The sequence below is a fragment of the Labrenzia sp. ATLA3 genome (genome assembly GCF_057180185.1).
Genome location: NZ_JBXUKV010000003.1, coordinates 199,619 through 221,184, shown reverse-complemented (window position 1 = coordinate 221,184; position 21,566 = coordinate 199,619). Strand labels below are relative to the sequence as shown.

At 59.8% G+C, this 21,566-nt stretch carries 22 protein-coding genes, 1 tRNA gene and 1 pseudogene; 15 read left to right on the top strand and 9 right to left on the bottom strand.

The annotated features are described in order from the left end of the window. The first annotated feature begins 24 nt into the window (after positions 1 to 24). The 4 genes from AC2A6O_RS08945 to AC2A6O_RS08930 all read left to right on the top strand — a co-directional run bounded on the left by AC2A6O_RS08945 (position 25) and on the right by AC2A6O_RS08930 (position 4,241). The gene (locus AC2A6O_RS08945; RefSeq protein WP_498926511.1) at positions 25 to 912 is read left to right on the top strand and encodes a 4-hydroxy-3-methylbut-2-en-1-yl diphosphate synthase; all 888 of its coding nucleotides are present in this window, start codon (positions 25 to 27) and stop codon (positions 910 to 912) included. A 195-nt stretch (positions 913 to 1,107) separates the two neighbouring features. Continuing rightward, a complete protein-coding gene (locus tag AC2A6O_RS08940; protein WP_148583658.1) occupies positions 1,108 to 1,890 on the top strand; it encodes a 3-hydroxybutyrate dehydrogenase in 783 nt (260 codons plus the stop codon). A gap of 72 nt (positions 1,891 to 1,962) precedes the next feature. Then, entirely contained in the window at positions 1,963 to 2,976 is a 1,014-nt protein-coding gene (locus AC2A6O_RS08935; RefSeq protein ID WP_148583657.1) for a patatin-like phospholipase family protein, read from the top strand. Between the two features lie 437 nt (positions 2,977 to 3,413). Continuing rightward, on the top strand, positions 3,414 to 4,241 hold the full coding sequence (locus tag AC2A6O_RS08930; protein ID WP_148583656.1) for a pentapeptide repeat-containing protein: 828 nt from the start codon (positions 3,414 to 3,416) through the stop codon (positions 4,239 to 4,241). 343 nt (positions 4,242 to 4,584) lie between these two features. Here AC2A6O_RS08930 and AC2A6O_RS08925 read toward each other — a convergent pair whose 3' ends face one another. Continuing rightward, the gene (locus AC2A6O_RS08925) at positions 4,585 to 5,385 is read right to left on the bottom strand and encodes a MipA/OmpV family protein (RefSeq protein WP_148583655.1); all 801 of its coding nucleotides are present in this window, start codon (positions 5,383 to 5,385) and stop codon (positions 4,585 to 4,587) included. Positions 5,386 to 5,611: 226 nt separating this feature from the next. On the opposite strand from AC2A6O_RS08925, the gene AC2A6O_RS08920 reads away from it, so the two are divergent. Beyond that, positions 5,612 to 5,908 carry a YggT family protein gene (locus AC2A6O_RS08920; RefSeq protein WP_148583654.1) on the top strand — a complete coding sequence of 99 codons (297 nt, stop codon included), beginning with the start codon at positions 5,612 to 5,614 and terminating at the stop codon, positions 5,906 to 5,908. A 164-nt stretch (positions 5,909 to 6,072) separates the two neighbouring features. Here the strand turns inward: AC2A6O_RS08920 and AC2A6O_RS08915 are convergent, their stop codons facing one another. The 4 genes from AC2A6O_RS08915 to AC2A6O_RS08900 form a co-directional block, all read right to left on the bottom strand. After that, positions 6,073 to 6,264, bottom strand: a complete 192-nt coding sequence (locus tag AC2A6O_RS08915; protein ID WP_006937943.1) for a Trm112 family protein — start codon at positions 6,262 to 6,264, stop codon at positions 6,073 to 6,075. 41 nt (positions 6,265 to 6,305) lie between these two features. Next, a complete protein-coding gene (locus tag AC2A6O_RS08910) occupies positions 6,306 to 6,983 on the bottom strand; it encodes an LON peptidase substrate-binding domain-containing protein (RefSeq protein ID WP_148583652.1) in 678 nt (225 codons plus the stop codon). Between the two features lie 84 nt (positions 6,984 to 7,067). Beyond that, complete coding sequence (gene trxA, locus AC2A6O_RS08905; protein WP_498926510.1) at positions 7,068 to 8,078, bottom strand: thioredoxin; 1,011 nt, start codon at positions 8,076 to 8,078, stop codon at positions 7,068 to 7,070. A gap of 139 nt (positions 8,079 to 8,217) precedes the next feature. Then, positions 8,218 to 8,739, bottom strand: coding sequence for a prolyl-tRNA synthetase associated domain-containing protein (locus AC2A6O_RS08900; protein WP_148583651.1), 522 nt, complete (start codon positions 8,737 to 8,739; stop codon positions 8,218 to 8,220). Positions 8,740 to 8,983: 244 nt separating this feature from the next. Here AC2A6O_RS08900 and AC2A6O_RS08895 point away from each other — a divergent pair. The 3 genes from AC2A6O_RS08895 to AC2A6O_RS08885 all read left to right on the top strand — a co-directional run bounded on the left by AC2A6O_RS08895 (position 8,984) and on the right by AC2A6O_RS08885 (position 11,064). Continuing rightward, positions 8,984 to 9,058: transfer RNA gene (locus AC2A6O_RS08895), tRNA-Gly, on the top strand. A gap of 202 nt (positions 9,059 to 9,260) precedes the next feature. Further along, positions 9,261 to 9,632, top strand: coding sequence for an excalibur calcium-binding domain-containing protein (locus AC2A6O_RS08890; RefSeq protein WP_498926509.1), 372 nt, complete (start codon positions 9,261 to 9,263; stop codon positions 9,630 to 9,632). Between the two features lie 400 nt (positions 9,633 to 10,032). Further along, positions 10,033 to 11,064 (top strand): urea transporter, encoded by a 1,032-nt coding sequence (locus AC2A6O_RS08885; RefSeq protein ID WP_498926508.1) that lies wholly within the window; start codon positions 10,033 to 10,035, stop codon positions 11,062 to 11,064. A 282-nt stretch (positions 11,065 to 11,346) separates the two neighbouring features. On the opposite strand, the gene AC2A6O_RS08880 is transcribed toward AC2A6O_RS08885, so the two are convergent. Together AC2A6O_RS08880 and AC2A6O_RS08875 are read right to left on the bottom strand one after the other, a co-directional pair. Continuing rightward, positions 11,347 to 12,363 (bottom strand): Gfo/Idh/MocA family protein, encoded by a 1,017-nt coding sequence (locus tag AC2A6O_RS08880; protein ID WP_498927074.1) that lies wholly within the window; start codon positions 12,361 to 12,363, stop codon positions 11,347 to 11,349. A 120-nt stretch (positions 12,364 to 12,483) separates the two neighbouring features. Beyond that, on the bottom strand, positions 12,484 to 13,269 hold the full coding sequence (locus tag AC2A6O_RS08875; protein ID WP_498926507.1) for a ThuA domain-containing protein: 786 nt from the start codon (positions 13,267 to 13,269) through the stop codon (positions 12,484 to 12,486). 376 nt (positions 13,270 to 13,645) lie between these two features. On the opposite strand from AC2A6O_RS08875, the gene AC2A6O_RS08870 reads away from it, so the two are divergent. The 3 genes and pseudogenes from AC2A6O_RS08870 to AC2A6O_RS08860 all read left to right on the top strand — a co-directional run bounded on the left by AC2A6O_RS08870 (position 13,646) and on the right by AC2A6O_RS08860 (position 14,582). Continuing rightward, the gene (locus tag AC2A6O_RS08870) at positions 13,646 to 14,023 is read left to right on the top strand and encodes a hypothetical protein (protein ID WP_209001033.1); all 378 of its coding nucleotides are present in this window, start codon (positions 13,646 to 13,648) and stop codon (positions 14,021 to 14,023) included. 1 nt (position 14,024) lies between these two features. Then, a pseudogene (locus AC2A6O_RS08865) lies at positions 14,025 to 14,180 on the top strand (TetR/AcrR family transcriptional regulator); the annotation flags it as partial. Positions 14,181 to 14,192: 12 nt separating this feature from the next. After that, positions 14,193 to 14,582: a hypothetical protein gene (locus AC2A6O_RS08860; RefSeq protein ID WP_498926506.1), complete on the top strand. Its 390-nt coding sequence runs from the start codon at positions 14,193 to 14,195 to the stop codon at positions 14,580 to 14,582. Positions 14,583 to 14,656: 74 nt separating this feature from the next. On the opposite strand, the gene ggt is transcribed toward AC2A6O_RS08860, so the two are convergent. Further along, positions 14,657 to 16,402: a gamma-glutamyltransferase gene (ggt, locus tag AC2A6O_RS08855; protein ID WP_498926505.1), complete on the bottom strand. Its 1,746-nt coding sequence runs from the start codon at positions 16,400 to 16,402 to the stop codon at positions 14,657 to 14,659. Between the two features lie 187 nt (positions 16,403 to 16,589). On the opposite strand from ggt, the gene AC2A6O_RS08850 reads away from it, so the two are divergent. Further along, entirely contained in the window at positions 16,590 to 16,955 is a 366-nt protein-coding gene (locus AC2A6O_RS08850; RefSeq protein WP_209001032.1) for a c-type cytochrome, read from the top strand. Positions 16,956 to 17,114: 159 nt separating this feature from the next. On the opposite strand, the gene AC2A6O_RS08845 is transcribed toward AC2A6O_RS08850, so the two are convergent. Beyond that, positions 17,115 to 18,086, bottom strand: a complete 972-nt coding sequence (locus AC2A6O_RS08845; protein WP_498926504.1) for an endonuclease/exonuclease/phosphatase family protein — start codon at positions 18,084 to 18,086, stop codon at positions 17,115 to 17,117. Between the two features lie 106 nt (positions 18,087 to 18,192). Here AC2A6O_RS08845 and AC2A6O_RS08840 point away from each other — a divergent pair, with 106 nt between their 5' ends. The 3 genes from AC2A6O_RS08840 to AC2A6O_RS08830 all read left to right on the top strand — a co-directional run bounded on the left by AC2A6O_RS08840 (position 18,193) and on the right by AC2A6O_RS08830 (position 21,562). Beyond that, positions 18,193 to 18,591, top strand: coding sequence for a YchJ family protein (locus AC2A6O_RS08840; RefSeq protein ID WP_498926503.1), 399 nt, complete (start codon positions 18,193 to 18,195; stop codon positions 18,589 to 18,591). Between the two features lie 441 nt (positions 18,592 to 19,032). Next, complete coding sequence (locus AC2A6O_RS08835) at positions 19,033 to 20,454, top strand: lipopolysaccharide biosynthesis protein (RefSeq protein WP_498926502.1); 1,422 nt, start codon at positions 19,033 to 19,035, stop codon at positions 20,452 to 20,454. Then, on the top strand, positions 20,444 to 21,562 hold the full coding sequence (locus tag AC2A6O_RS08830) for a GNAT family N-acetyltransferase (protein WP_498926501.1): 1,119 nt from the start codon (positions 20,444 to 20,446) through the stop codon (positions 21,560 to 21,562). Before AC2A6O_RS08835 ends, AC2A6O_RS08830 begins: the two co-directional genes overlap by 11 nt. The last annotated feature ends 4 nt before the right edge of the window (positions 21,563 to 21,566 follow it).

Sequence of the window (21,566 nt, the reverse complement as noted above, 5' to 3'; positions counted from 1 at the left end):
CGTTGCAAGCAACCGGAGCTGACCATGTTTTTCACCGTTCTGGAACGTTCGCTGTCGTTGGCGCAGCACAATTTCGGGACGCTTCTGAAAACCGGCTGGGCCTATATCCTGCTTCTGGTCGCCCTGAATTTCGCCATCGGCGGATCGCTGATGCCGGAAAGCGGCTTCAAGACCGTTTCCTACATGACCGAGCCGGTCGCCGCCGCAGATGAGGGCGCGCTCAGGGCGCTGGCAGCCATTGCCAATCTGCTTGTCGGCTTTTCCATCGCCATTGCCTATGTCCGGCGCATTCTGATCGACGCGCGGGATTTTCCGGTCACCTTCGGGGCGCGCAACATCCGGGTCATTTTCAACATGATCATACTTGCGCTGATCGGGGCTCTGTCGCTGCTGCCGCTTGTGATCGTTTCGCTGCTATTGGCCGCGGTAACGGCGGGCCTCGGCTTGCTGCTCCTTTTTCTGGCACCGTTCATTGCGTTGATGGTGGTGCAACGGTTTTCCGTAGTGCTGCCGGCGTCGGCGGTGGACGATCCGCTGACGCTCAGGGAAAGCTGGCGGGCAACGTCCGGGCTTGGTTGGGCGATGGCCTTTGCGGCGCTGGTGATGAGCCTGCTCGCGGGGTTCCTGGTTGGAATCCTGGCGGTCGTGCTCGGGGTGAGCGATGGGTTGATGCCTGCCAGCGTGCTGTGGCAGCAGATCCGTTCGGCGGTCTTTCCGATGGGCACCATGCTGATCCTGGTGTGGGCATTCGCCAGTCTGCACGCGACTTTCTACGGCCTGATCCGCGAACGCTTTGCCTCGCAGCTCGGTCTCAAACAGGAAGATCTTTCCAGGGCTGAAGCACAGAGGGACGCCGCGCGGGAACGGGCGCGCAAGGCGCTGGCTGGAGCGCAGCGCATGAACAGGCGCTGATGATCCGGCCAGGTGAAAAATCATCATTCCGATGTTGCGGTGCGGCGATAACTGGTCGAATGTGTTCCTGAAATTTCAGTACGGATGCCTCCTTCTATCCCGTGGAATGAATGAGGCCTCTCCACTTTTCAAAGATCCGTTTGCGGAAGACCGGGCCGTTCCGGCTGGTGGTCCGCCGATCAAGGGAGACCCCAAATGCTTGCCAACAAAACCGCCGTCATTACCGGATCCACTTCAGGCATCGGTCTGGGCTATGCACGCGCTTTTGCGGAAAAGGGCGCCAATGTCGTTATCAACGGGTTGGGCGATCAGGACGAGATCGAGAAGACCCGCGCCGCCATTGAGGCCGACTTCGGGGTGCGTTGCACCTATTCGCCGGCGAACATGCTGAAGGGCGACGAGATCGCCGGCATGATCGCCGATGCGGAAAAGGAATTCGGCGGGGTTGATATCCTGGTCAACAATGCGGGTATCCAGTTCGTGTCGCCGGTCGATGAATTCCCGATTGAAAAATGGGACGCGATCATCGCGATCAATCTGACGTCCGCCTTCCACACCATTCGGGCCGCGCTGCCGGGCATGAAGTCCAGAGGCTGGGGCCGGATCGTCAACACCGCTTCCGCCCACGCGCTTGTCGCTTCGCCCTACAAGTCCGCTTATGTGGCGGCCAAGCACGGCATTGCCGGCCTCACCAAAACAGTGGCGCTGGAAGTGGCGCAGCAGGGCATCACGGTCAACGCCATCTGCCCGGGGTATGTCTGGACCCCTCTGGTGGAGGCGCAGATACCCGACACGATGAAGGCGCGCAACATGACCGAAGAGCAGGTCAAGAACGATGTCATGCTCGCCGCTCAGCCAACCAAGGAGTTCGTGACCATCGAGCAGGTGGCTGCCTATGCAGTGTTCCTGTGCTCCGACGCCGCCGCGTCGATCACCGGATCCATCCTGCCCATCGATGGCGGCTGGACCGCGCACTGACCTGCGCTTCTCGCGGCGCGGGCTGCTACCCGCCCGCGAGTTTCGCCAAAGCCCCAAAATGGAGGAGCCGCCATGGCCGCGCCGAAGAAGATCAATCTTGCCCTTCAAGGTGGCGGTGCGCATGGCGCCTTCACCTGGGGCGTTCTGGACTGGTTTCTGGAAGATCGGCGGCTGAAGATCGACGCCATCAGCGGTACTTCCGCTGGCGCGATGAATGCGGTTGTCCTTGCCAGCGGTATGCAGGAGGGCGGTGAAGACGGTGCGCGTGAGAGCCTGGAAGCTTTCTGGTACGAAGTCAGCAAGCAGGCCAAATACAGCCCGATCCAGCGGTCGCCTCTGGACGTCTTCCTGGGGGAATGGAGCCTGGATCATTCGCCCAGCTATCTCTTCTTCGACGTGTTGACGCGTTTTGCGTCGCCTTACGAATTCAACCCGCTCAACGCCAATCCACTACGCGATGTCGTGGAAAAGACGGTCGATTTCGACCGGGTCAATGAATGCGAGCACATGAAGATCTTCGTTGCGGCGACAAATGTCTTTACCGGCAAGATCCGCGTGTTCAGCGAAAAGGAAGTCACCCTGGACGCGGTGATGGCCTCGGCCTGCCTGCCGCAGGTGTTTCAGGCAGTGGAAATCGATGGGGAGCCCTATTGGGATGGTGGATATATGGGCAATCCGCCGCTCTATCCGCTGTTTTACGGCACGGATACACCGGATGTGATGCTCATTCAGATCAACCCCATCGAACGGCGCAACGTGCCCAAGACAGCGCGGGAGATCGTTAACCGGCTCAACGAGATCACGTTCAATTCCACACTGCTTCGCGAGCTCAGGGCGATCGATTTCGTCACGCGTCTGGTCGAGGAAGGCAAGCTGTCCGGCGAGGAATACATGAAGGTGAAAATGCACCGGATTTCCGCCGGTGAACTGAAGCCGCTTCAAGCCTCGTCGAAAATGAATGCCGAATGGGCGTTCCTGACCGACCTGAAGGAACTTGGGCGCAAGACCGCACAGGAATGGCTCGAGCGGCACTATGACGATATCGGCAAACGCTCGACGATTGACGTCAAGGGGGAGATTTCCTGACGGGCAGGCTTCTGGGTTTCTTAACTATCTGTTAGCCGTGTTCGCAAGTGGCGTTGCAAAATGCAATGCAGCAGTTGTCAACAAAGCCTAAACATATTCAGCATCTTGTGCCGACAGCTCCTGCCAGGGGCAGATCTGGTTTAAAACGCCGTGAAAGCAAATTGGCAAGGCTTTTGCGATGTGCACCATACGCTGATTGTCAGGTAGTGCGTCGTCAGCGCCTAGATGGATGGAAGGAGTGGGCATCTGCGACCCCGCCTGCTTCTTCCCTCCCTTTTTTTCATGACCTTCCAAAACCTCACACGCGTCACAGCATCGCATCGATGTGACGTGGATCTTCCGACTTTTCTCATTTTTTCAACCTTGTGATCGGATACAGTCCTTCAACCGCCAGAAGTGCGACCTATGTTTAGATGAGATTGGCAAAGGGATTTGCGATGAAAAACAGGGTGACCCGGGTTCTTGCAGGGTGCGTCGGCGCAATGGTTCTGCTGGCGTCCAATGGCGTGCAAGCCGGAAGCGATGCAGCGCGCATGGCCGAGATCAAGGAAAAGGGCGGTTGCCCCCGTTGCGATCTCGAACTGGCGGAACTTCGCGGACTGGTGCTTCAAAATGGAAATTTCGCCGGTGTCAATCTGCGGGAAGTCGATCTGAAGGAAGCGATGCTGCCGGACGCGAATTTCACGAATTCCGATTTTCGTCGGACGGAAGCCGAACGGGCTGATTTCTCCGGCAGTGATTTCACCGGTTCCAACATGCGATCTGTCGATCTTGAAAAATCCAATCTGAACAAGGCGAATTTTCAGGATGCGGACCTCCGGGACGGGGATCTGAACACGGTCGAGGCGAATGGAGCCATTTTTGACGGCGCAGACATGCGCAATGTCCTGTTGACCCGATCGATGGCGAACAATGCCTCCTTCAAGGGTGCCAAGATGGACGACGCGAACCTGGAGCGCGTCGACATGAGCGGGGCGAACTTCCAGGGCGCCCGCATGCGCCAGGCCAAGCTCGACAGGATCAAGGCTCACAATGCGAATTTTTCAGGAGCGGATTTTTCCGGTGTGCGTCTGGTCAGTTCAGATCTGACGGGCGCTAACCTGGAAGGCGTCAATTTCGACGGAGCTCTGCTGCGGCGTACCCGTCTTGCCGGTGCCGATCTGTCCGGCGCCTACAATCTTGATCCAAAGCGCATTCTGGGCGCCTGTGGTGACGACACCACCAAGTTGCCGCGTGGCATCACACTCGTTCCCTGCGCCTGGTAAGTCCTCAGGAACGGATGGGTAGACAGGGTCTTTCGATCCTGTGCTGCCCTTGCCCGTCCGGCGCATCCTGCAATGACGCGCCTGTGCGCGAGGCGGCTCATCTGATGTCGATCCTGTGGCAATTCCTTCGCGCCTGCATTCTTCCGTCGGCGGTTGAACCTTCCGGTCAAACGAAAACTGCTGCTGTCCCGCCAGGGTCAGCAGCAGCTCAAGTCATACCAGAACGTGCCTGGGATGGTTCCCTTGGGGGGGCAATGCCTTCAGGTGACAGGTGTCTTCACGTTGTCGACGCGTGTCATCTGGCGAAGAGCCGGCAACCGGCGCCGCTCTTGGCGATATGCTTCTAGAACAGGTCGAAAGCGAAGCGATAGGTAACACCAGCGCCGATGCTGAACTGGTTTTCACTGCCGTTCTTGGCAATCGGGCTGTCCGCTGCATCGCCGATAAGCCGATCATAGCCACCTTGCAGGTGCAGGCGAATGTCGTCGCTGAAATCGTAGCTGGCACGTGCCGCCAGACCGACGCTCTTGAAACCCGCGCTTGGATTGAACTTCGTCAGGCGTCCGCCACTGTTGGCAGCTTCGGTGGAAGTCACGCCGAAATAGGTGTCCATGTATTCGTCCGAGGCAAAGCTTGCGCGCGGACCAGCACTGATTTCCCACTTTTCAGCAGGATAGACGATGCCGTCGAGCCCAAGCTGACCAACCTGGCCTGTGTGCCCGTTGATGCCCTGACGCAACTCTGCGAAAGCCCGGAAGTGCTCGGTGCGGAAACCGCCGCCGAGGCCGAGTTCAAGTGCCCAGTCGATGGTGTTGGTGCCGGTCAGGTCGGTGCTGTCGCTGGCCTTGCGCTCGCCGATAAAGTTGAAAGACGGGTAGAAGAACACACCGGACTTGCGGCGGCCGTCGACAACCTGGCCAAGACCCGGGAAGTAGAAGCGACCGACAGCGATGATCGGGAAAGGATAGACCAGGTAGGAGTCCGCAGCTTCGTACCGCGGCTTGACAATGGCGCCAGCGCCAAGATCAACCACGAACTGGCGGTTTGCGTCCTCTTCGGACAAGTCACCGCTTTGCGCCAGAGCGGCCCCGGACACAGCGCTAAGAGCCAGCGCCAGCGTAGCGCGCGTCATCAACTTGAACATTCAACCCACCAGTAAAGGAATTCCATTGCCAGGAAGATAGCACGAGAAGTGCTTATACAAACCCTAAGGAGAATGGGTTTTGCCGGACTGTTGCATTTCCGCATCGCCCGAACGCGGGGGCAAAGCTTAAGCACATTCAAACGTTGGGAACGCTGGCGTCTTGCGGCGGGGCTGTCGGGAAGCTACATGAGGGCAGACCAGATTTTGAACGGCAACGGACCGGACCATGACCGCACTCTTCAACGTGATACTGCTCGCCCTGGAACTTTACACCTATGTGATCATCGCCAGCGCGATCTTCTCGTGGCTCTATGCCTTCAATATTGTCAATTCGAGCAACCAGATCATCAATTCCATCGGGCGGGTTCTCTACAACCTGACGGAGCCGGCGCTCAGGCCGATCCGGCGGTTCCTGCCGGATCTCGGCGGTGTCGATATTTCCCCGGTGATCCTGCTGCTTCTGATTATTTTTGTCCGCCAGTTGATCATCCTGAACATCCTGCCGATGTTCCGGGGCTATTGACGGGTCAATTGTGCAGAGCCCGGGCATTTCGTCCGGGCGTCCAGTCACATGTTCCGCTTTTGCCAGATGGACATGCCGGATGCGCCCGCGTCCGGTGGCGGAAAGGCGGCGCTTAGTGTTCAAAGCCCGGGTCGGCCGCCCGGGCTTTTTGCTGTTCAGGCGTTTCAGTCTTCCAGCTTGCGCGCCTCGTCCGGCAGCATGATCGGGATGCCATTGCGGATCGGGTAGGCAAGCTTGGCGGTGCGCGAGATCAGTTCCCTGGCGTCTGCGTCATATTCGAGCGTGGTCTTGGTCACGGGGCACACCAGCAGTTCCAGCAGCTTGCGGTCCACCGGGCGTTCGGTCGGTTCAGTCATGTCCGGGTGTCTTTCAGGTTGAGGCGCCATGATCAGTCCACTCACTGCAACGTGGTGCCGCCGTCATTTTGTGTGCGGGCAAGGTCCATCTCGGTGATGGCGATCAGGGTTTCCGCACGGGTCTTCAGATCGCGAGCTTCCAGCAGGGCCTGTTTTTCCTGCGGGCCATAAGGGCACATCATGCACAGCGCGTTCACCAGCACTTCCGTTTCGGCTTCCGACACGCTCTGCCAGTCGGCTTCCAGATTGTTGGCGTCCAGATATTCGCGCAGGGTTCTGAGCAGGCCTGTCCGGTCGACATCTTCCTCGCCCTGGCCGCATTTCAGGTCATGCGCAAAGGCGGAAAAATCACACTCGATCTGGCGGAACTTGCTGAAGTCCTCGACCTCCCGGCCAAGGGCAAACCTTGTAATGCCCTGCAAGGTGATAAGATAGCGGCCGTCTCCGGTTTCCTGGAAACTGGTCAGCCGGCCAACGCAGCCGATGCTGGCAAGGGGCGGATTATCCGGATCGTCCGACGGGCGGTCGGGAGATGGTTGCACCATTCCGATAAGGCGGTTGCCGGCCAATGCAGCATCCACCATGTCGATGTAGCGCGGTTCGAAAATGTTCAGTGGCAACTGGGTGCGCGGCAACAGCAGCGCTCCTGGCAGCGGAAACACGGGCAGGATTGGCGGCAGATCCGCTATGGTTTCATAAATCGCATTTCCCGCCTGCATTCCGGTGCCTTCTTTTTCGTCTTTATCGCCGCATGACTGCCAGCTTCGTGCTGTTTCCTAAATGTGTGTCAGTTGTTGCGGTCGTCAAGAAAACAGAACGGAGGAAAGCTTGCGCCGGCCATAGGCGCTGGCCGGATCCTTGAATCCCCAGGCTTCGAAGAACTGCAGAAGCTGCTTGCGCGCACCGTCTTCATTCCACTCGCGATCCCGGCGAACAATCTCGATCAACTGGTCGACAGCGCCTTCCTTGTCGCCCTTGCCATTGAGGCCAAGCGCAAGGTCGAACCGGGCCTGCAGATCGAGCGGATCCTTTGCGATCCGGTCCTGCAGCTCCGCAAGGTCGCCCAGCGACGCCGCCTGTTCGGCAAGTTCCACTGCCGTCTTGGCCGCGACATAGGCTTCTTCGGTGTGCTTTTCTTCCGGCACCAGTTCCAGTGCCTGCTTGGCACGTTCCAGGTCATCGGAGCCCAGATAGCACTGCGCGAGACCGGCAATTGCGGTCACATTGTCCGGCTCCATCTGCATCACGGCGCCGAAAAGCTGTGCAGCCTGGCCGTAATCCTTGGCCACCAGAAGTTCAGCTGCCTGCTCCAGGAAGGTTTCGGTCTGGCTGACCGGGGCAGGGCCGGCAACGCGTTCGATAAATTCCTGGACCTGGCTTTCCGTCTGCGCGCCCATGAAGCCGTCCACAGGCTGTCCGTCCTTGAAGGCGACCACGGCGGGGATCGACTGGATGCCCATCTGGCCGGCAATTTCCGGATGATCGTCAATGTTCATCTTGGCCAGCTTGACGCGGCCACCTGCTGCCTTCACCGCGGCTTCGATGACCGGTGTCAGCTGCTTGCACGGCCCGCACCATGGCGCCCAGAAATCCACCAGAACCGTCTGCTGGCGGGATGCTTCCATGACGTCGGCCATGAACGTTTGCGTGGTAACGTCGAAGATGAGATCACCGGCTGGGGCATCGCCGCCATTGCCGCCGCCCATGCTGCCGCCGCCCATGCTTCCGCCACCCGGACCGCCGTAGCCGCCGCCCATACTTGCGCCAAAGCCGCCGCCGACCTGGCCACCGATGCTGTAATTGCCGTTGCTCATGTGCCGCCTCGAAATGTCCCGCCGGTGCCTGAGGCATTCCGGCTCAAAGTGAATGCCGTTGAATGGTTGAGTTGGTCCATAACATGGAGCCAGTGGGCGCGAAATACAAACGCCTTTCCCTGCCGATGAGTGCGGGCGGCTAAAGCCCCGCCGCCTTGGCTTCCTCACTGACTGCCAGAACCTGTGCCGTGTGGCCGCAAGCAGACGCGAATTTAAGAAGATCGGCCGAGGAGATCGACGTGGTCGCGTTGTTCTTCAGCGGATGATAATTCAGCACCTCATGCTGCATCATCGCCGCGTCGAAGACGGGGGTGACCCTTTGGGCTTCGCGGTCGTTGATCAGCGAGAAAGGCGTCACCGAGCCCGGTTCCACGCCAAGCACTTCCATCAGAAGATCTGCATTGCCGAAAGACACGCGCCCCTGGGCACCGATGATCTGGTGCGCTTTCTTCAGGTCGATTTCCGCATCATGCAGGGCGACGATCAGGAACAGCCGGCCTTTCTTGTCCTTCACGAACAGATTCTTGGTGTGGCCACCGGGAATGCGTTCATGCAGGTCGCCGGACTCGGCAACGGTAAAGACGGGCTCGTGATCCACGGTCGTGACAGGGATCCCGAGTTCCTCGAAAAAGGCCAGTAGGTCGTCGCGTGTCGCCGGCATGTGTTTTCCTGAGAATTTTGAGAGCTTTTGCGCTGTCTAACGCGATTTGGCTACCGGCCACAAGAGGTGGCGAGTAGAAAAAGCGGCAGAAATCTGCGATTTTCCGGCGCTGATTTCACAGGAAATCCACAAATGGATGGCCAGCAAAAATTCTTCAATTTCGGTGTTGCAATCCGTCTCAGCATAGTTCATATACTGCGCCACCGACGCCGAGGCGGTCACCGCCACGGACTAGGGACGCTATGCGGGCGTAGCTCAGGGGTAGAGCACAACCTTGCCAAGGTTGGGGTCGTGGGTTCGAATCCCATCGCCCGCTCCAATTTGACCGAACGGTCCGATCAACCAGCATTCGAAAGAATGCTGGTTTTTTTGTTTCTTGGTCTTCAATGAAATTTCCGTGCAGCCGTCAGTTCATCAGACCTGAGACCCAGATCCGCTAAAAATCGAACAAATTGCGCAATCGGAACTAAAACATAGTCTCCCTAGTATGTTGGTCTTGTCGAAAACAAATTCGATGTGACATGAGCAAGATCTTGCGCAACATGCGAGTGACCGACCGCAGTACGGCAGACGAAAAAGCTTTGCGGCTTAAAAATCGGTTCCGTGAAGTGTCGTCCAATAGCTTTCGGCATCGTTCTTCGCAGGCTTTCAGCGCCTGGGCCCCTTTGCTGACGCTGGCATTTGTTCTGGCGTTTCTTTCGCTCACATATTGGGCGCTGCCATTCTTCAGTCCCTGGTCCCGAAGCGTTACCTTGCTGCATCTTGCGTCTGCTCCGAATTGCGATGCAGCACGTACAGTTGGCTTGGCACCGGCCAATCGGGGCGAACCCGGTTATTGGCCGAAACACGATGCTGACAATGACGGGATCGCATGTGAACCATGGCCGCGTTAGATGTCGGGGCAGCTCAAAGTTCTTTGGCTTGCTGTCATGGGCAAAAGTCCGTGTTTGGTGGCAATATTTCGAGTTTCACCTAAACATTAAAACAAACCCACCTCCCAACCGGAACGAAGTTGCAGGGGCTCGGGAGTAGTGTCGGGGAGCGTGATACGGAGGCGCCTTGAACCGGTGGCCTTCGTCTTTTGCCATGCCTCAAGTACCCAACTTGGCTGCAGCGGTGCCTTCCGGTTCCGCTGCAGCCCCAATGGCTGCCGGCGCGAAAAAGCTGCGCCCGTATTGCGCGTCTGGCCTTTCGGGGCTGTTGCCATAAACATCTCACCGCATTCAATAGTGCCGCGCCTCTTGTCGGGCCGTGTTACCGTCCTCTCATGCCGATTGCAGTTGGGGGGAAGGCATGAACGCATTGAAGGATCATCCGGTTTTCGGGTTTGCCGACTGGTGCCTGCGGGGCGTCGGGCAGGTTGTGTTTCAGAACAACCCCGTCTCGGGATTGATTATCCTGGGCGCGCTTTTCTTCAATTCGCCGATCTACGGTGCCATTGCTGTCTTCGGCGTAGTGGTTTCAACTGCGACGGCAGTTCTTCTGAAGGCGGACAAGGGGCTGATCCGCGATGGCCTGTTCGGTTTCAACGGGGCGCTCGTCGCGCTGGCATTGATTGCGTATACGAGTGAGGACTTTCACTATGGCGCCCTGCCGTCCGCCTATCTGACGGTCTATATCGCCTTCGGTTGCGCCATGACGGCGATGGTGTTCACCAGTCTTGCAAACTTGCTTGGCCCGCACAGGGTCGCGCCGCTGACAATGCCGTTCGTGCTGGTCGGCTGGCTGTTCCTGTTTGCCGTTCTGAAGTTCCACAGCATCGATGCCGGCCCATTGGCGAAACCCGTGTCGCCCACCCAATATGACGGGACGGTCCAGTACACTCTGGCAACCTGGTATAAGGGCATTGGCAATGCCATCGGCCAGATCTTCTTTCAGGACAACTGGATCAGCGGGTATCTGATCGTGCTCGGCATTGCGGTGAACTCGCGCATCAGCGCGCTCATGGCACTGCTGGGTGCCAATGTGGCGGCCTTTGTCGCCGTTGTTTACGGCGCGCCGGAAGGGGCGATCAGTGATGGCCTGTTCGGCTACAACGCGGCCCTGACGGCGATCGCGCTCGGGGGCTTCTTCCTGGTGCTGACGCCAGCCTCCGCGCTCTACGCGCTGTTTGGCGTTGTCGTGTCGACCTGGCTCTGGGCGTCCGTCGCGATCTTTCTGGAGCCCATCGGCATGCCGGTGCTGACCTCGGCCTTCGTGATCGTGACCTGGCTGATGCTGATCGGCGTCAACGGATTTGCGGTTCTTGTCCCGGTTGCGCCGGCTGACGCCGTTACGCCGGAGGCCAACCGCAGGCGCTATCTGCAGGCGGCGCGGGGAAGGTGAGTGGGTGGACGGCTCAGACACCCTGTGAGCCAGAGAGGCTATAGTGGGGATGGGGCAATGCCCCCAAGCAGCCCGACGCCAAGCTCAAACCTCTCCATGGTCATCCTGGCCAATCGAAGTGCAGCCGGTATCGGGGAGGCAAGAGGCTTTCCTGTTCCTCGAGACTGCCAGATCAGGGGCTCTCCGATCCCGGATCTTCGCTTCGCTGCGTCCGGGATGACGGCGGAAGGGCTGTCGAGCGAGTGGAGCAGAGTTGCTCCGCTCGCTATTCACCTGTCTCACTCAAACTTTCAGAAAACAGCCGTTTTCCGCGTGTGAGCGTTCGGCGAGGTCGAGGGCGACCTGAAGCCGGGCGCCGTGTTCGAAGTCCGGGTCTGCCGGGGCTCCGGTCAGGATCGCGGCGGCAAAGCGCTGGTAGACAGTCGGCACCGGGCCAACCTCGATGTCGGTCCATGTGGCGGAGGGGAGATCTTCGCCCTTGCAGATGCGAAGGCCTTCGATGCCCTTTTCGAAACGCACTTCCAGGCCGCCCTTGTCGCCATAAAGGCGCAGACGCAGGTCGTTCAGATGACCGGAGGCGAACCTTGTGGCGCTGATTGTGCCGAGCGCGCCGTTTTCCAGTTCCGCCTGCAAGGTGACGCTGTCGTTGGCGTCCAGCGTGTATTCGCCGATCTTGCCGCCCTCGGCCTTGTCGAAAGTCTTCAGCCGGCAGGAAAGTTCGCTCACCGGGCTGCCGGCAGCGAAGATGACGAAGTCGAGGATATGGATGCCCACATCGCCGAGGACGCCCTTGGAGCCATGTGCACTCGACAGGCGCCAAAGCCACTGGCTTTCGGTTTTCCAGTCGCCCCAGGCCGGCTGGGTCAGCCAGCTTTGCAGATAGGAAGCCTCGAAATGGCGAAGGGTGCCAATGGTGCCTTCGGCGACCAGCTCGGCCGCCTTCTGCAGCACGGCGACATTGCGATAGCTGAGGTTGACCATGCCGATCAGGTTCTGCGCGCGGGCCAGATCCGCCATTTCGCGGGCGTCGGCAGCATTGGTCGCCAGCGGCTTTTCACACAGAACGTGCTTGCCCGCCTTCATCAGGGCCATCGTGGTCGGATGGTGCGCAGCATCCGGCGTCACGTTGGCTGCAGCGTCAAAGCCGCCCCAGGCGATTGCCTCGTCCAGCGTCGCGAAGCGGTTCGGAATGGCAAAGGTGTCACAGAATTGGGTGAGAACGTCCGGGCGGCTGTCGACACCGCCGACGATTTCAACGCCGTCGATTTTCGAAAAGGCATCCGCGTGGGTACGCGCCATGTTGCCGGTTCCGACAATCAGGATCCGGAGAGGAGTTGTAGCAGAGGTCACGGGGATCTCCCTCAGCGTTTGGGACTGGCCGGACCGGCGAAAAGCTGCCGGTCCGGAAGGGCATTCGGATCAGCGGAAGCCTTCTTCACCTTCAGCGTGAAGCTTGGGGCCACGCTCCTCGATCTTTTCAGGCGCTGATTCCACCGGAACATTGGGGGCCGCGTTCGGATCGGCGATACGGGCCATCGGGTTGAAGGCCCATTTGACGCCGTTCTTCAGCACCGTCTGCACATGTTCATTGTGATAGGTCGGATAGGTCTCGTGGCCCGGGCGGAAGTAGAAGACATTGCCGGCGCCGCGCTTGTAGGTCAGGCCCGAGCGGAACACCTCACCGCCCTGGAACCAGCTGATGAAGACCGTTTCCAGCGGTTCCGGCACGCCAAAGGGCTCGCCATACATTTCTTCCATTTCCAGCTCGAAGCTGTCCGGTAGGCCAGTGGTGATCGGGTGGTTGCGGCTGGTCACCCAAAGGCGCTCGCGTTCCCCGGCCTCGCGCCAGGTGAGGTTGCACGGGCCGCCCATCAGCCTTTTGAACGGCTTGGCGAAATGGGCCGAATGCAGAAACACCATGCCCATGCCGGACCAGACAGCGTCGCAGACCCGCTCGACCACCTCGTCGGCAACGTCGCCATGGGCGGCGTGACCCCACCACAGCAGTACGTCCGTTTCGGCAAGGCGTTCCTTCGTCAGGCCGTGTTCGGGCTCCTGAAGAGTTGCCGTGGTGGCGTTGATTTCGGGATCGGTATTCAGCGTATCGGCGATGCACTGATGCATGCCGTCCGGATAAACACCCGCGACGATCTTGTTGTGCTGTTCATGGACGTTTTCGCCCCAGACCACGGCTCTGATCGGCATGTCAGCCTCTCCCGTTGTTCAGATGTTGGCAGAATTGTTGGCAAATTCAGAACTGAAGCGCTTTCCCTGAAATGATCCTCCAAAGCGCTTTGGATAGCGCTAGCATCAGGGTTTTATGCTGTCAATCGGACGGGCTGTAATATTCGATCACAGTTCGCATCGAGGGCTCCAAACCGGCGCGGGAGAACCAGAGGATTGCTGCTGGGCCTTCCGGGCAAAAGGCCAGCCGGCGAAAACCACACGCCGTTAAAAAGCCGCACCAGACACCAACGCCTCCGTGAGGCCAGACCGTCCCGGCTGTGACCCACCGCCGCATTTCTCGTCATGCTCACTTGTGAAAACATACCATATGTTATGGTTTGTTATGAAGGTGAGCATGGAAATGAATGGTCTCCTGTTGGCGGCTGCGGGTCTGTCTGCTGCCGTCTGCCTGATCCACACATTCGCGGGAGGGCGCACGATTGCCGTGCCGCTGCTGAATGCGGCGGATCTGCATCCGGTGCCAAAATATGTCGCTTACTACTGCTGGCACATCGTCACGATTGTCCTGGCGATGATCGCGGTCATGTTCGTCCTTGCGGGAACACGACCCGAAAGCCTCGACCTTGGCTGGGTGGCCACGGCCTTGACCGCGTCTTTCTGTCTGCTGGGCCTTGCGGTGCCGCCGCTGAAGAAGCAGAAATACAGCCAGATGCCGCAGGGCTGGCTGTTTCTGCCGATTGTCGTGCTGGGTGTTCTGGGTGGAGTGAGCTGACCTGAAGAAGCGTTTCGGAAAATCGGACTGGCTTGATCTCGGCCTGACGCAGCTTGCGAAGGACGGGCCGGCGGGACTGACCATCGAAGCGCTTTGTTCTGCGGCCGGTCGTACCCGCGGTTCGTTCTATCATCACTTCAAGGATCACGGTGCCTTTGTGGAAGCCTTGATGCTTGCCTGGAAACAGCGGCACACGCTGGACCTTGTCGATCAGACCCTGGCCGAAGAAAGTGCATTGCGCACCCGCAAACTGTCTGACCTTGCCAACCGTCTGGACCATCGGCAGGAGCGGGCGGTGCGCCGATTCGCGCAGTCAGATCGGCAGGCGCAGGAGATTGTCCGGGATGTTGACGACCTGCGGACCGGTTTCATCGCCCAGCTTTACGAAATCGGAGGGCTCGCGCCAGCGCTTGCAGCGGATGTTGCAAAAATCGAATACGCCGCTTTTGTCGGCAGCCAGATCGTTTGGCCGGACATGCCGGCGGAAGACCGCGCCGCCCTTGACCTGCGGTTCGCGCAGCTTGTTGCAATGGCGACGGCTGAGGGATCCGAAACGTAAATCTGGAACTCCGGCATGAAAAAGCCCCGGGCGCTCGAAGAGGGCCCGGGGCAGATTTGCGGGGACGCGGTGTCCTAGTATCCGGCGGCCAGAGCGCCTGGGCGGCGCGGGTCGGAGGCCCCGGCCAGAACGCCGTCAACGAGCATGATCGACTGGGTCGACCCCATGGCGTTCTTGACTTCGACCTTGTGTCCGCGCTCTTCCAGAAGGCGGATGGTGTCCGGCGAAAGCCCTTCCTCGATGCGGATCTCATCCGGCAGCCATTGATTGTGGATGCGCGGGGCGGCGGTTGCCTCGGCAATGTTCATGCCGTGGTCAACGACGTTGAGGATGATCTGCAACGTGGTGGTGATGATGCGGCTGCCGCCCGGAGAACCCGTTGCCAGCAACAGGTCGCCGTCCTTGAACACCAGTGTCGGGCTCATGGAAGACAGCGGCCGCTTGCCGCCCTCGACCGCGTTTGCCGTGCCGCCGACGAGGCCGTAGGCGTTGGGGACGCCGGGCTTGGCGGAAAAGTCGTCCAGCTCGTTGTTGAGCAGCACGCCGGTGCCGTCGGCGGTCAGGCCGACGCCATAGGAGAAGTTCAGCGTGTAGGTGTTGGAGACAGCATTGCCGTCCTTGTCGACGACGGAGAAATGCGTGGTCTGGTTGCTTTCATAGGGGAAAGGGTCACCCGGCTTCACCTCTACAGAGGGTGTTGCCACGTCCATCTTGATGGTCTTGACCAGTTCTGCCGCGTAGGCCGGATCGGTCAGGCCTTTCACTGGAACCTCGACGAAATCCGGATCGCCCAGATACTTGGAGCGGTCTGCATAGGCGCGGCGCATGGATTCGGCCATCACGTGGATGCTGTCGGCGGAGTTCGGGCCATATTCGGCGAGCGGAAAGTTTTCGAGCATGTTGAGGATCTGCACGATATGGACGCCGCCGGAAGACGGCGGTGGCATCGATGCGATTTCATAGCCGCGATAGCTGCCCGTGACGGGCTCCCGCCAGATGGGTTTGTAACCGGCCAGATCTTCCGTGGTCATGCCGCCGCCTGAGGTCTGCACCTTCTGCGCGATTTTTTCGGCAACTTCACCGGTGTAAAAGCCTGCCGCGCCGCTGTCGGCGATGCGTTTCAACGTGTTGGCAAGGTCGGGCTGCATAAGTGTATCGCCTGGTACGAACGGCAGGCCGCCGGTCTTGTAGAAGATCGCGGCGGTTGCCGGGTCCTTGAGAAGCCGCTTTGCGGAGGCGGTCAGCGAGGCGGCAAGATCCGGTGTCACTTCGATGCCGTTTTCGGCAAGATCGATCGCAGGAGCCACGAGTTCGGCCCAGGTCAGCTTGCCGCCGCCATGTTTTTCAAAGGCCGCGGCAAAACCGGCAACTGTGCCCGGAACCCCAACGGCAAGTCCGGAGAAGCGGGACTTCTGATTGTCCGGCTCGCCATCGTCTCCCAGAAACATGTCCTTGAAGGCAGCGTCCGGTGCTTTTTCCCGATAGTCGAGCGCTTCGGTTTCACCGCTGTCGGAAAGGTGGATCATCATGAAGCCACCGCCGCCCAGATTGCCGGCCCGGGGCAGCGTGACCGCCAGCGCGAAGCCGGTGGCAATGGCGGCATCGACTGCGTTGCCGCCTTTTTTCAGGATGTCGACACCGACGCGGGTTGCGACGGCCTCCTGGCTGGCAACCATGCCGTTTTGCGCCGTTTCCGGCTGGAACCGGTCTTTCAGCGAGTAGATCGGCGTTTCTTGCGCGGCAAGGGGTGCCGCGAGGCCGGCAACGAGCGCAGCTGCCAGGGAAACGGCGGCAAAGCTGGATTTGAGACAGTGTTTCATGGGGTCCTCCGGTCGCCGGAATGGCGGGAGCTTGCAGGTGGTAAGCAGATCGCGCAGCGGGCGTGGCGGTCTTTCGAGCAACTTTAAGTCGTTCTTGATTCAGCGCAAGGCCAGATGATCAGATAGGCTGCAGTCTGAACGCGGCAAGCTGCAAGAGGCCAGCTCGCGACTGGTTGAAGGAGGATCCATGAGCAACGCAATTGCGATTTCGACGCGGCCTTTTCCTGCAAGAGTTCGAGTGTTCCTGGGCGGAGCCGCCCTTGTGTGTGCCGTTGTCCTGTCCGGTGCCGGGGCTGCCGAGGCGGGGGATGCCGCCGCCGGCAAAGCGCTGGCCCTGCAATGGTGCTCTGCCTGCCACCTTGTCTCCGAGGACCAGGACCGGGCCTCCAGCGCGTCCCTGCCCAGCTTTTACGACATGGCGAAGGACACGAGCTGGTCTGAGGAAAAACTCGCGACTTTCCTCGCCAATCCTCATCCACAAATGCCGAACATGACGCTCGGCAACATCGAGATCGCAAATCTCGCCAGCTACATCACGTCCCTGGCACCCTGAGGCGGGTCGATTCGACAGACGAAGCGTCGTTTCAGGAGTGCGCGGCCCATCCTTCGAGACAGCGCGTTTGCGCTTCCTCAGGATGAGGGAGCGGGATTGGCTGGGTCTTTGTTTTGATATCAGGTTTTCCAGACTGAGAATTTCCAGCCAGTCCGCGCTTTAAAGCTCGAATTCGGCCAGCATGGCGGCGTGGAAGGAGCCAGCATAGGCCTCTTCATCCGCGTCGAAGACTTCATCGGGCAGGCCGACGTTGAACACTTTCAGGTCAATCGTCCGGTGGGCCATGGAGGCGCTGGCGAGAATGTGGTCCAGCGCCAGGCCCCTGCCCTTGTGAATGACGGTCTGGCGTCGTTCCGCTGGCAGTGAGGCGTCGAGCTGATAGAGGCGGCGCCCGTCAAGCTTTGGCGAACCGGTGTCGTCCGGGTCGGCGCGCAGCAGCCTGAGTGTTCCTGTTTCACCGGTTGCGTTGAAATCCCCCGCAAGCACGATGTGGCTGTTCTCGTTTGCATCGAACAGGCTTTCCACGGCAAGTCGCAGTTCCAGTGCCTGGGCGGTCTGTTTCAGGACGGATAGCTGGTAGCCTTCCGCCCATGCGGAGACCGATTTCCACGTCCGGTCCTTCTTCTTGCCTCCACGGATCATGGCCGCAATCGGCGCGCGCAGATGAACGCAGAAGACATGGATGGGCCGCTCGGTGCCGATATCGATTTCCACCTGCAGGACAGGGCGGTCGAACAGGATTGTTTGCGGGCTATCGTAGGCTGGCTCGGCGGTTTTGGGGTGCCACTGGGGTGGGTGGGCATGGTCCTGATAGAGGCTGGAGAACCCGGTTATCGGAAATCGCGAGAGTACCACCAGGTTGTGACGGTCACCGGGGCCTTTTCCGGAAGGGCGTTCGCTGGTCGCCCGGTGAAAGTTCTCATAGGGCGTTCCTTTCAGGAGCAGATCCAGCGCCTGGAATTGCCGTGCGGTCTTGCCTCTTATCTTCTGGGCGTTGACCTCCTGCAGGCACAGGATGTCGGCTTCAAGTTCCAGGATTTTGGGCCGAAGTGCGTCCAGCCGCGGCGTCAGGGCATCCGGGTCATGCCGGTCCGCGCCGAAAGATTCCATGTTGAAGGTGGCAAGTTTCATTCCGAAGACCCGCAGCTTGGACGCATGAGTGAAACCATAGCGGCACGACGGATCAAGTGGTAGAGAGCGCTGGTTCAAGAATGGTCCGTCCAGAGGGGAGAGGCAAATGAGCGGCGAAGCATGCCCCTGTGGCAGCGGCAAAGATTTCGATCTGTGCTGCGAGCCGTATCTTTCCGGCAAGGCTGTGCCGGAAACCGCGGAGGCGCTCATGCGCTCGCGCTACAGTGCCTATACCCGGCAACTCATCCCTTATCTGAAGGAAACGCTCTGGCCGAAGTATCAGCCTGGATTCGATGCACAAGGCACCGCGCGCTGGGCGGCGGAAAGCCACTGGACGGGTCTCAGCGTGTTGGCCACCGACAAGGGCGGCCCGACCGATCGGGACGGCACCGTGCTTTTCGAGGCGAAATACCTGTCCGCGGGCCAGCTTCACACACACCGGGAACTGAGCCGCTTCCGCAAGAAAGGCGGAGGCTGGTACTATGTGGAAGCCGTGCCGGAATAGGCTGTTCGGCTGTCTGGCGGGTTGTTACGATTGTTGCTCATGAAAAAATCGTCCGGTCCCTGCGATTGGCGGCGGGGGCAGGGACCGGACCAATTTGCGGATAGAAGGGGAGGCAGCCCTCAACATCCGCAACAAGGAGATCGGGAAGGCCCACGGCAAGAGGCAGCCGGAGGGCAGTCGACAGGGTCGAATCGACTCTCGTTCTCTGTTTGTTCTTTTTAGCATGATTCACTGGCCCAGCGTCAAGCAGGGAATCGACCAATAGGCAGGTAGGGGGTGCAAGAAGGTGCTTGCCACGATGAGGGAAAATCAACGCGCCGTCAGCCTCCAGGACGTTATCACACATCTGTGAAACCTGACCGGCTGCGTTTGAACGATTGCCATAGATTATTAAGCCAGTCATGTCACAAATACGGAAGACTACTCATAAGGGACCCATCAGTGCGTTTTTCGGCCAATTCCTGGACCAAGCGTTTGCAATGCGCCGCCTCGTCGCTGGGATTGGGGCAAGGGGCTGACCAGGTCCTGGATTTCCTGAAGGGTGACGGAAGCGACCGGCATGCGGCAGGCCGGATGGCGGTGTCGACCTTCGCCGTACGGATCGCTGGTGCGGCTCTCGCCTATCTGTCGCAAATCGTGCTTGCCCGCCTGTTGGGGGCGCATGATTACGGTCTTTATTCGGTCGCCTGGACCTTCGTGATCATTCTGGGCGTGATGGCATGCGGAGGGTTTTCCACTTCCGCCAGCCGGTTCATCCCGCAGTATCAGCAAAACGGTGACATGGCGCGCCTGCGCGGGTTCCTGCACACCAGCCGTCAAATGGCGTTCTTACTGGGCGGCGCGGCAGCGGTCATCGGCATCGGCTGCGTTGCCCTGTTCCGGTCGTTCCTCGATCCGTCCTATTTCCAGCCGTTGACCGTCGTTCTGCTGGCCTTGCCATTTTTTGCATTCGGCCTGGTGCAGGACGGGATCGCCCGCAGTTACGACTGGTCGTCGCTGGCGATGTTGCCCACCTATATCTGGCGACCGCTGGCCATTCTGTTTCTACTGGTTTGCGCAGTGCTGGCGGGTTTTCAGCCCGACGCGCTGACGGCTGCCGTGGTGGCCGTGGTGGCCACTGTCCTGGTCGCGCTCTACCAGTTTCTTCATCTGCGCCGGCGGCTGTCTCCTTGCGTTCCGCTCGGGCCGCGACAGACCGAGTTCGGGTCCTGGCTGGCGGTGTCCATGCCGATGCTGATGGTCGACGGTTTCCTGCAGCTGATTACCAGCGCCGACGTGATCATGGTCAGCTTCTTTCAGCATCCGGACGAGGTCGCGGTCTATTTCGCTGCGTCCAAAACGCTGGCCCTGGTGCATTTCGTTTATTTTGCCGTGCGGGCGGCTTCGGCCCATCGCATTTCCAGCTTCACTCACAACGAGGATCTTTCGGGGCTTGCCGGTTACATGCGGCAGGCGACCCTCTGGACCTTCTGTCCGTCAGTGGCCGCGGGGGCGGGCCTGCTTTTGATTGCGCCCCTGCTGCTGGCCCTGTTCGGCAGCGACTTTGAAAGCGGCTACGAGTTGATTGCCCTGTTGATGATCGGCGTGCTTGCGCGGGCATCCGTCGGACCGGCCGATGCGCTGTTGACGATGACCGGGCACCAGAAAACCTGCGCCGGCATTTATGCCGGGACGTTTTTCCTCAATGTCATCCTCAATCTCATTCTGATTCCGCTGCTCGGCCTCGCCGGTGCGGCCATTGCCACAAGCATTGCGATCCTTTTTGAAGCCACCGCCCTTGCGGTTGTGGCAAAACGGAAGCTCAATATCACGACGTTCGTTTTGCCATTGCTTTTTTCCAGGGACCGTCAGGTTGACCAGTAATACTCCGCCTTCCGTGCCGTTTGAGGTCTTGTCCCTTGATCCATTAAGTGCCGAGGTGCCGCTGGACGACTGGCAGACGCTTTGCGCGGCTGCCCTCAGCCCGAACCCGTTTTTCGGTCCGGATTTCCTCTGTCCGTTTCTGGAAAAGATGGACAAACAGCCCGTGCGGCTTGTGGTGGTTCGCGAACAGCCGGCTGGTCGCTGGCTGGTGGCGGCTCCCATCGGCCGCCGCCGATTCGGATTGGCCGTTCCGGTCAACACCACCTGGGCGACAGACTATGCACCACTCGGCACTCCGCTGATCCATCTGGAGGCGAGCGCTGATGTCATTACCGCTTTCCTCAGTGCTGCCAGGGAGCCGGGACACGCGCTCGCCATTCCGTATTTGCCGCTGCATTCGCAATCGGCCGTCCGGTTGAAGGCGGCCGAGCCCGGAAAAAGGTCGGTTCTCGCAAAATCCTTCCGAGCGAGCCATAACGGTGGCGCCACGGGCAAGGCGCAGCTTGCGGAGGCTGACAGCGGCAAACGGCGCAAGGAAATGCGACGGCTGATGCGGCGGCTGGGCGATCATGGCAAGACCACGTTCCGCAGCTTGTCCGGACCGGACGCCGTCGCCGGGTTCGAGGCGTTTCTGGAACTTGAAGCTTCCGGCTGGAAAGGCCGGTCGGGAACCGCACTCGTCAGTCAGCCAGAGACGGCGGACTTTGCCCGCACTGCCATTGCCAATCTGGCAGGGCGAAACGCGGTGCGGATCGATCAGCTCTGGTCGGGTGAGACGCTGGTTGCCGCTCTAGTGCTGTTCTTGCAGTCAGGCAAGGTGTTTGCCTGGAAAATCGGCTTTGACGAGGCGTTCGCGCGGTATTCGCCCGGAGCCCAGCTCGCGCTGCAGGCCCTGAAGACAAATCTTGCAATTCCGGGGTTCAGGGTGGCGGATTCCCTTGCCATCCCGGGACATTCGATGATCGAGCCGCTGTGGCGCGGCCGGCTGGAGACCGGTACGCTGCTCTATGCCGACGGTCTCAAACGGGTGCTCTGCAAGACGGATCTCCGGCTTGAACAAACCCTGCGCAAGGCCGCAAGGGCCGTTAGAGCGCGAGTGAGCTCCTAGCCTT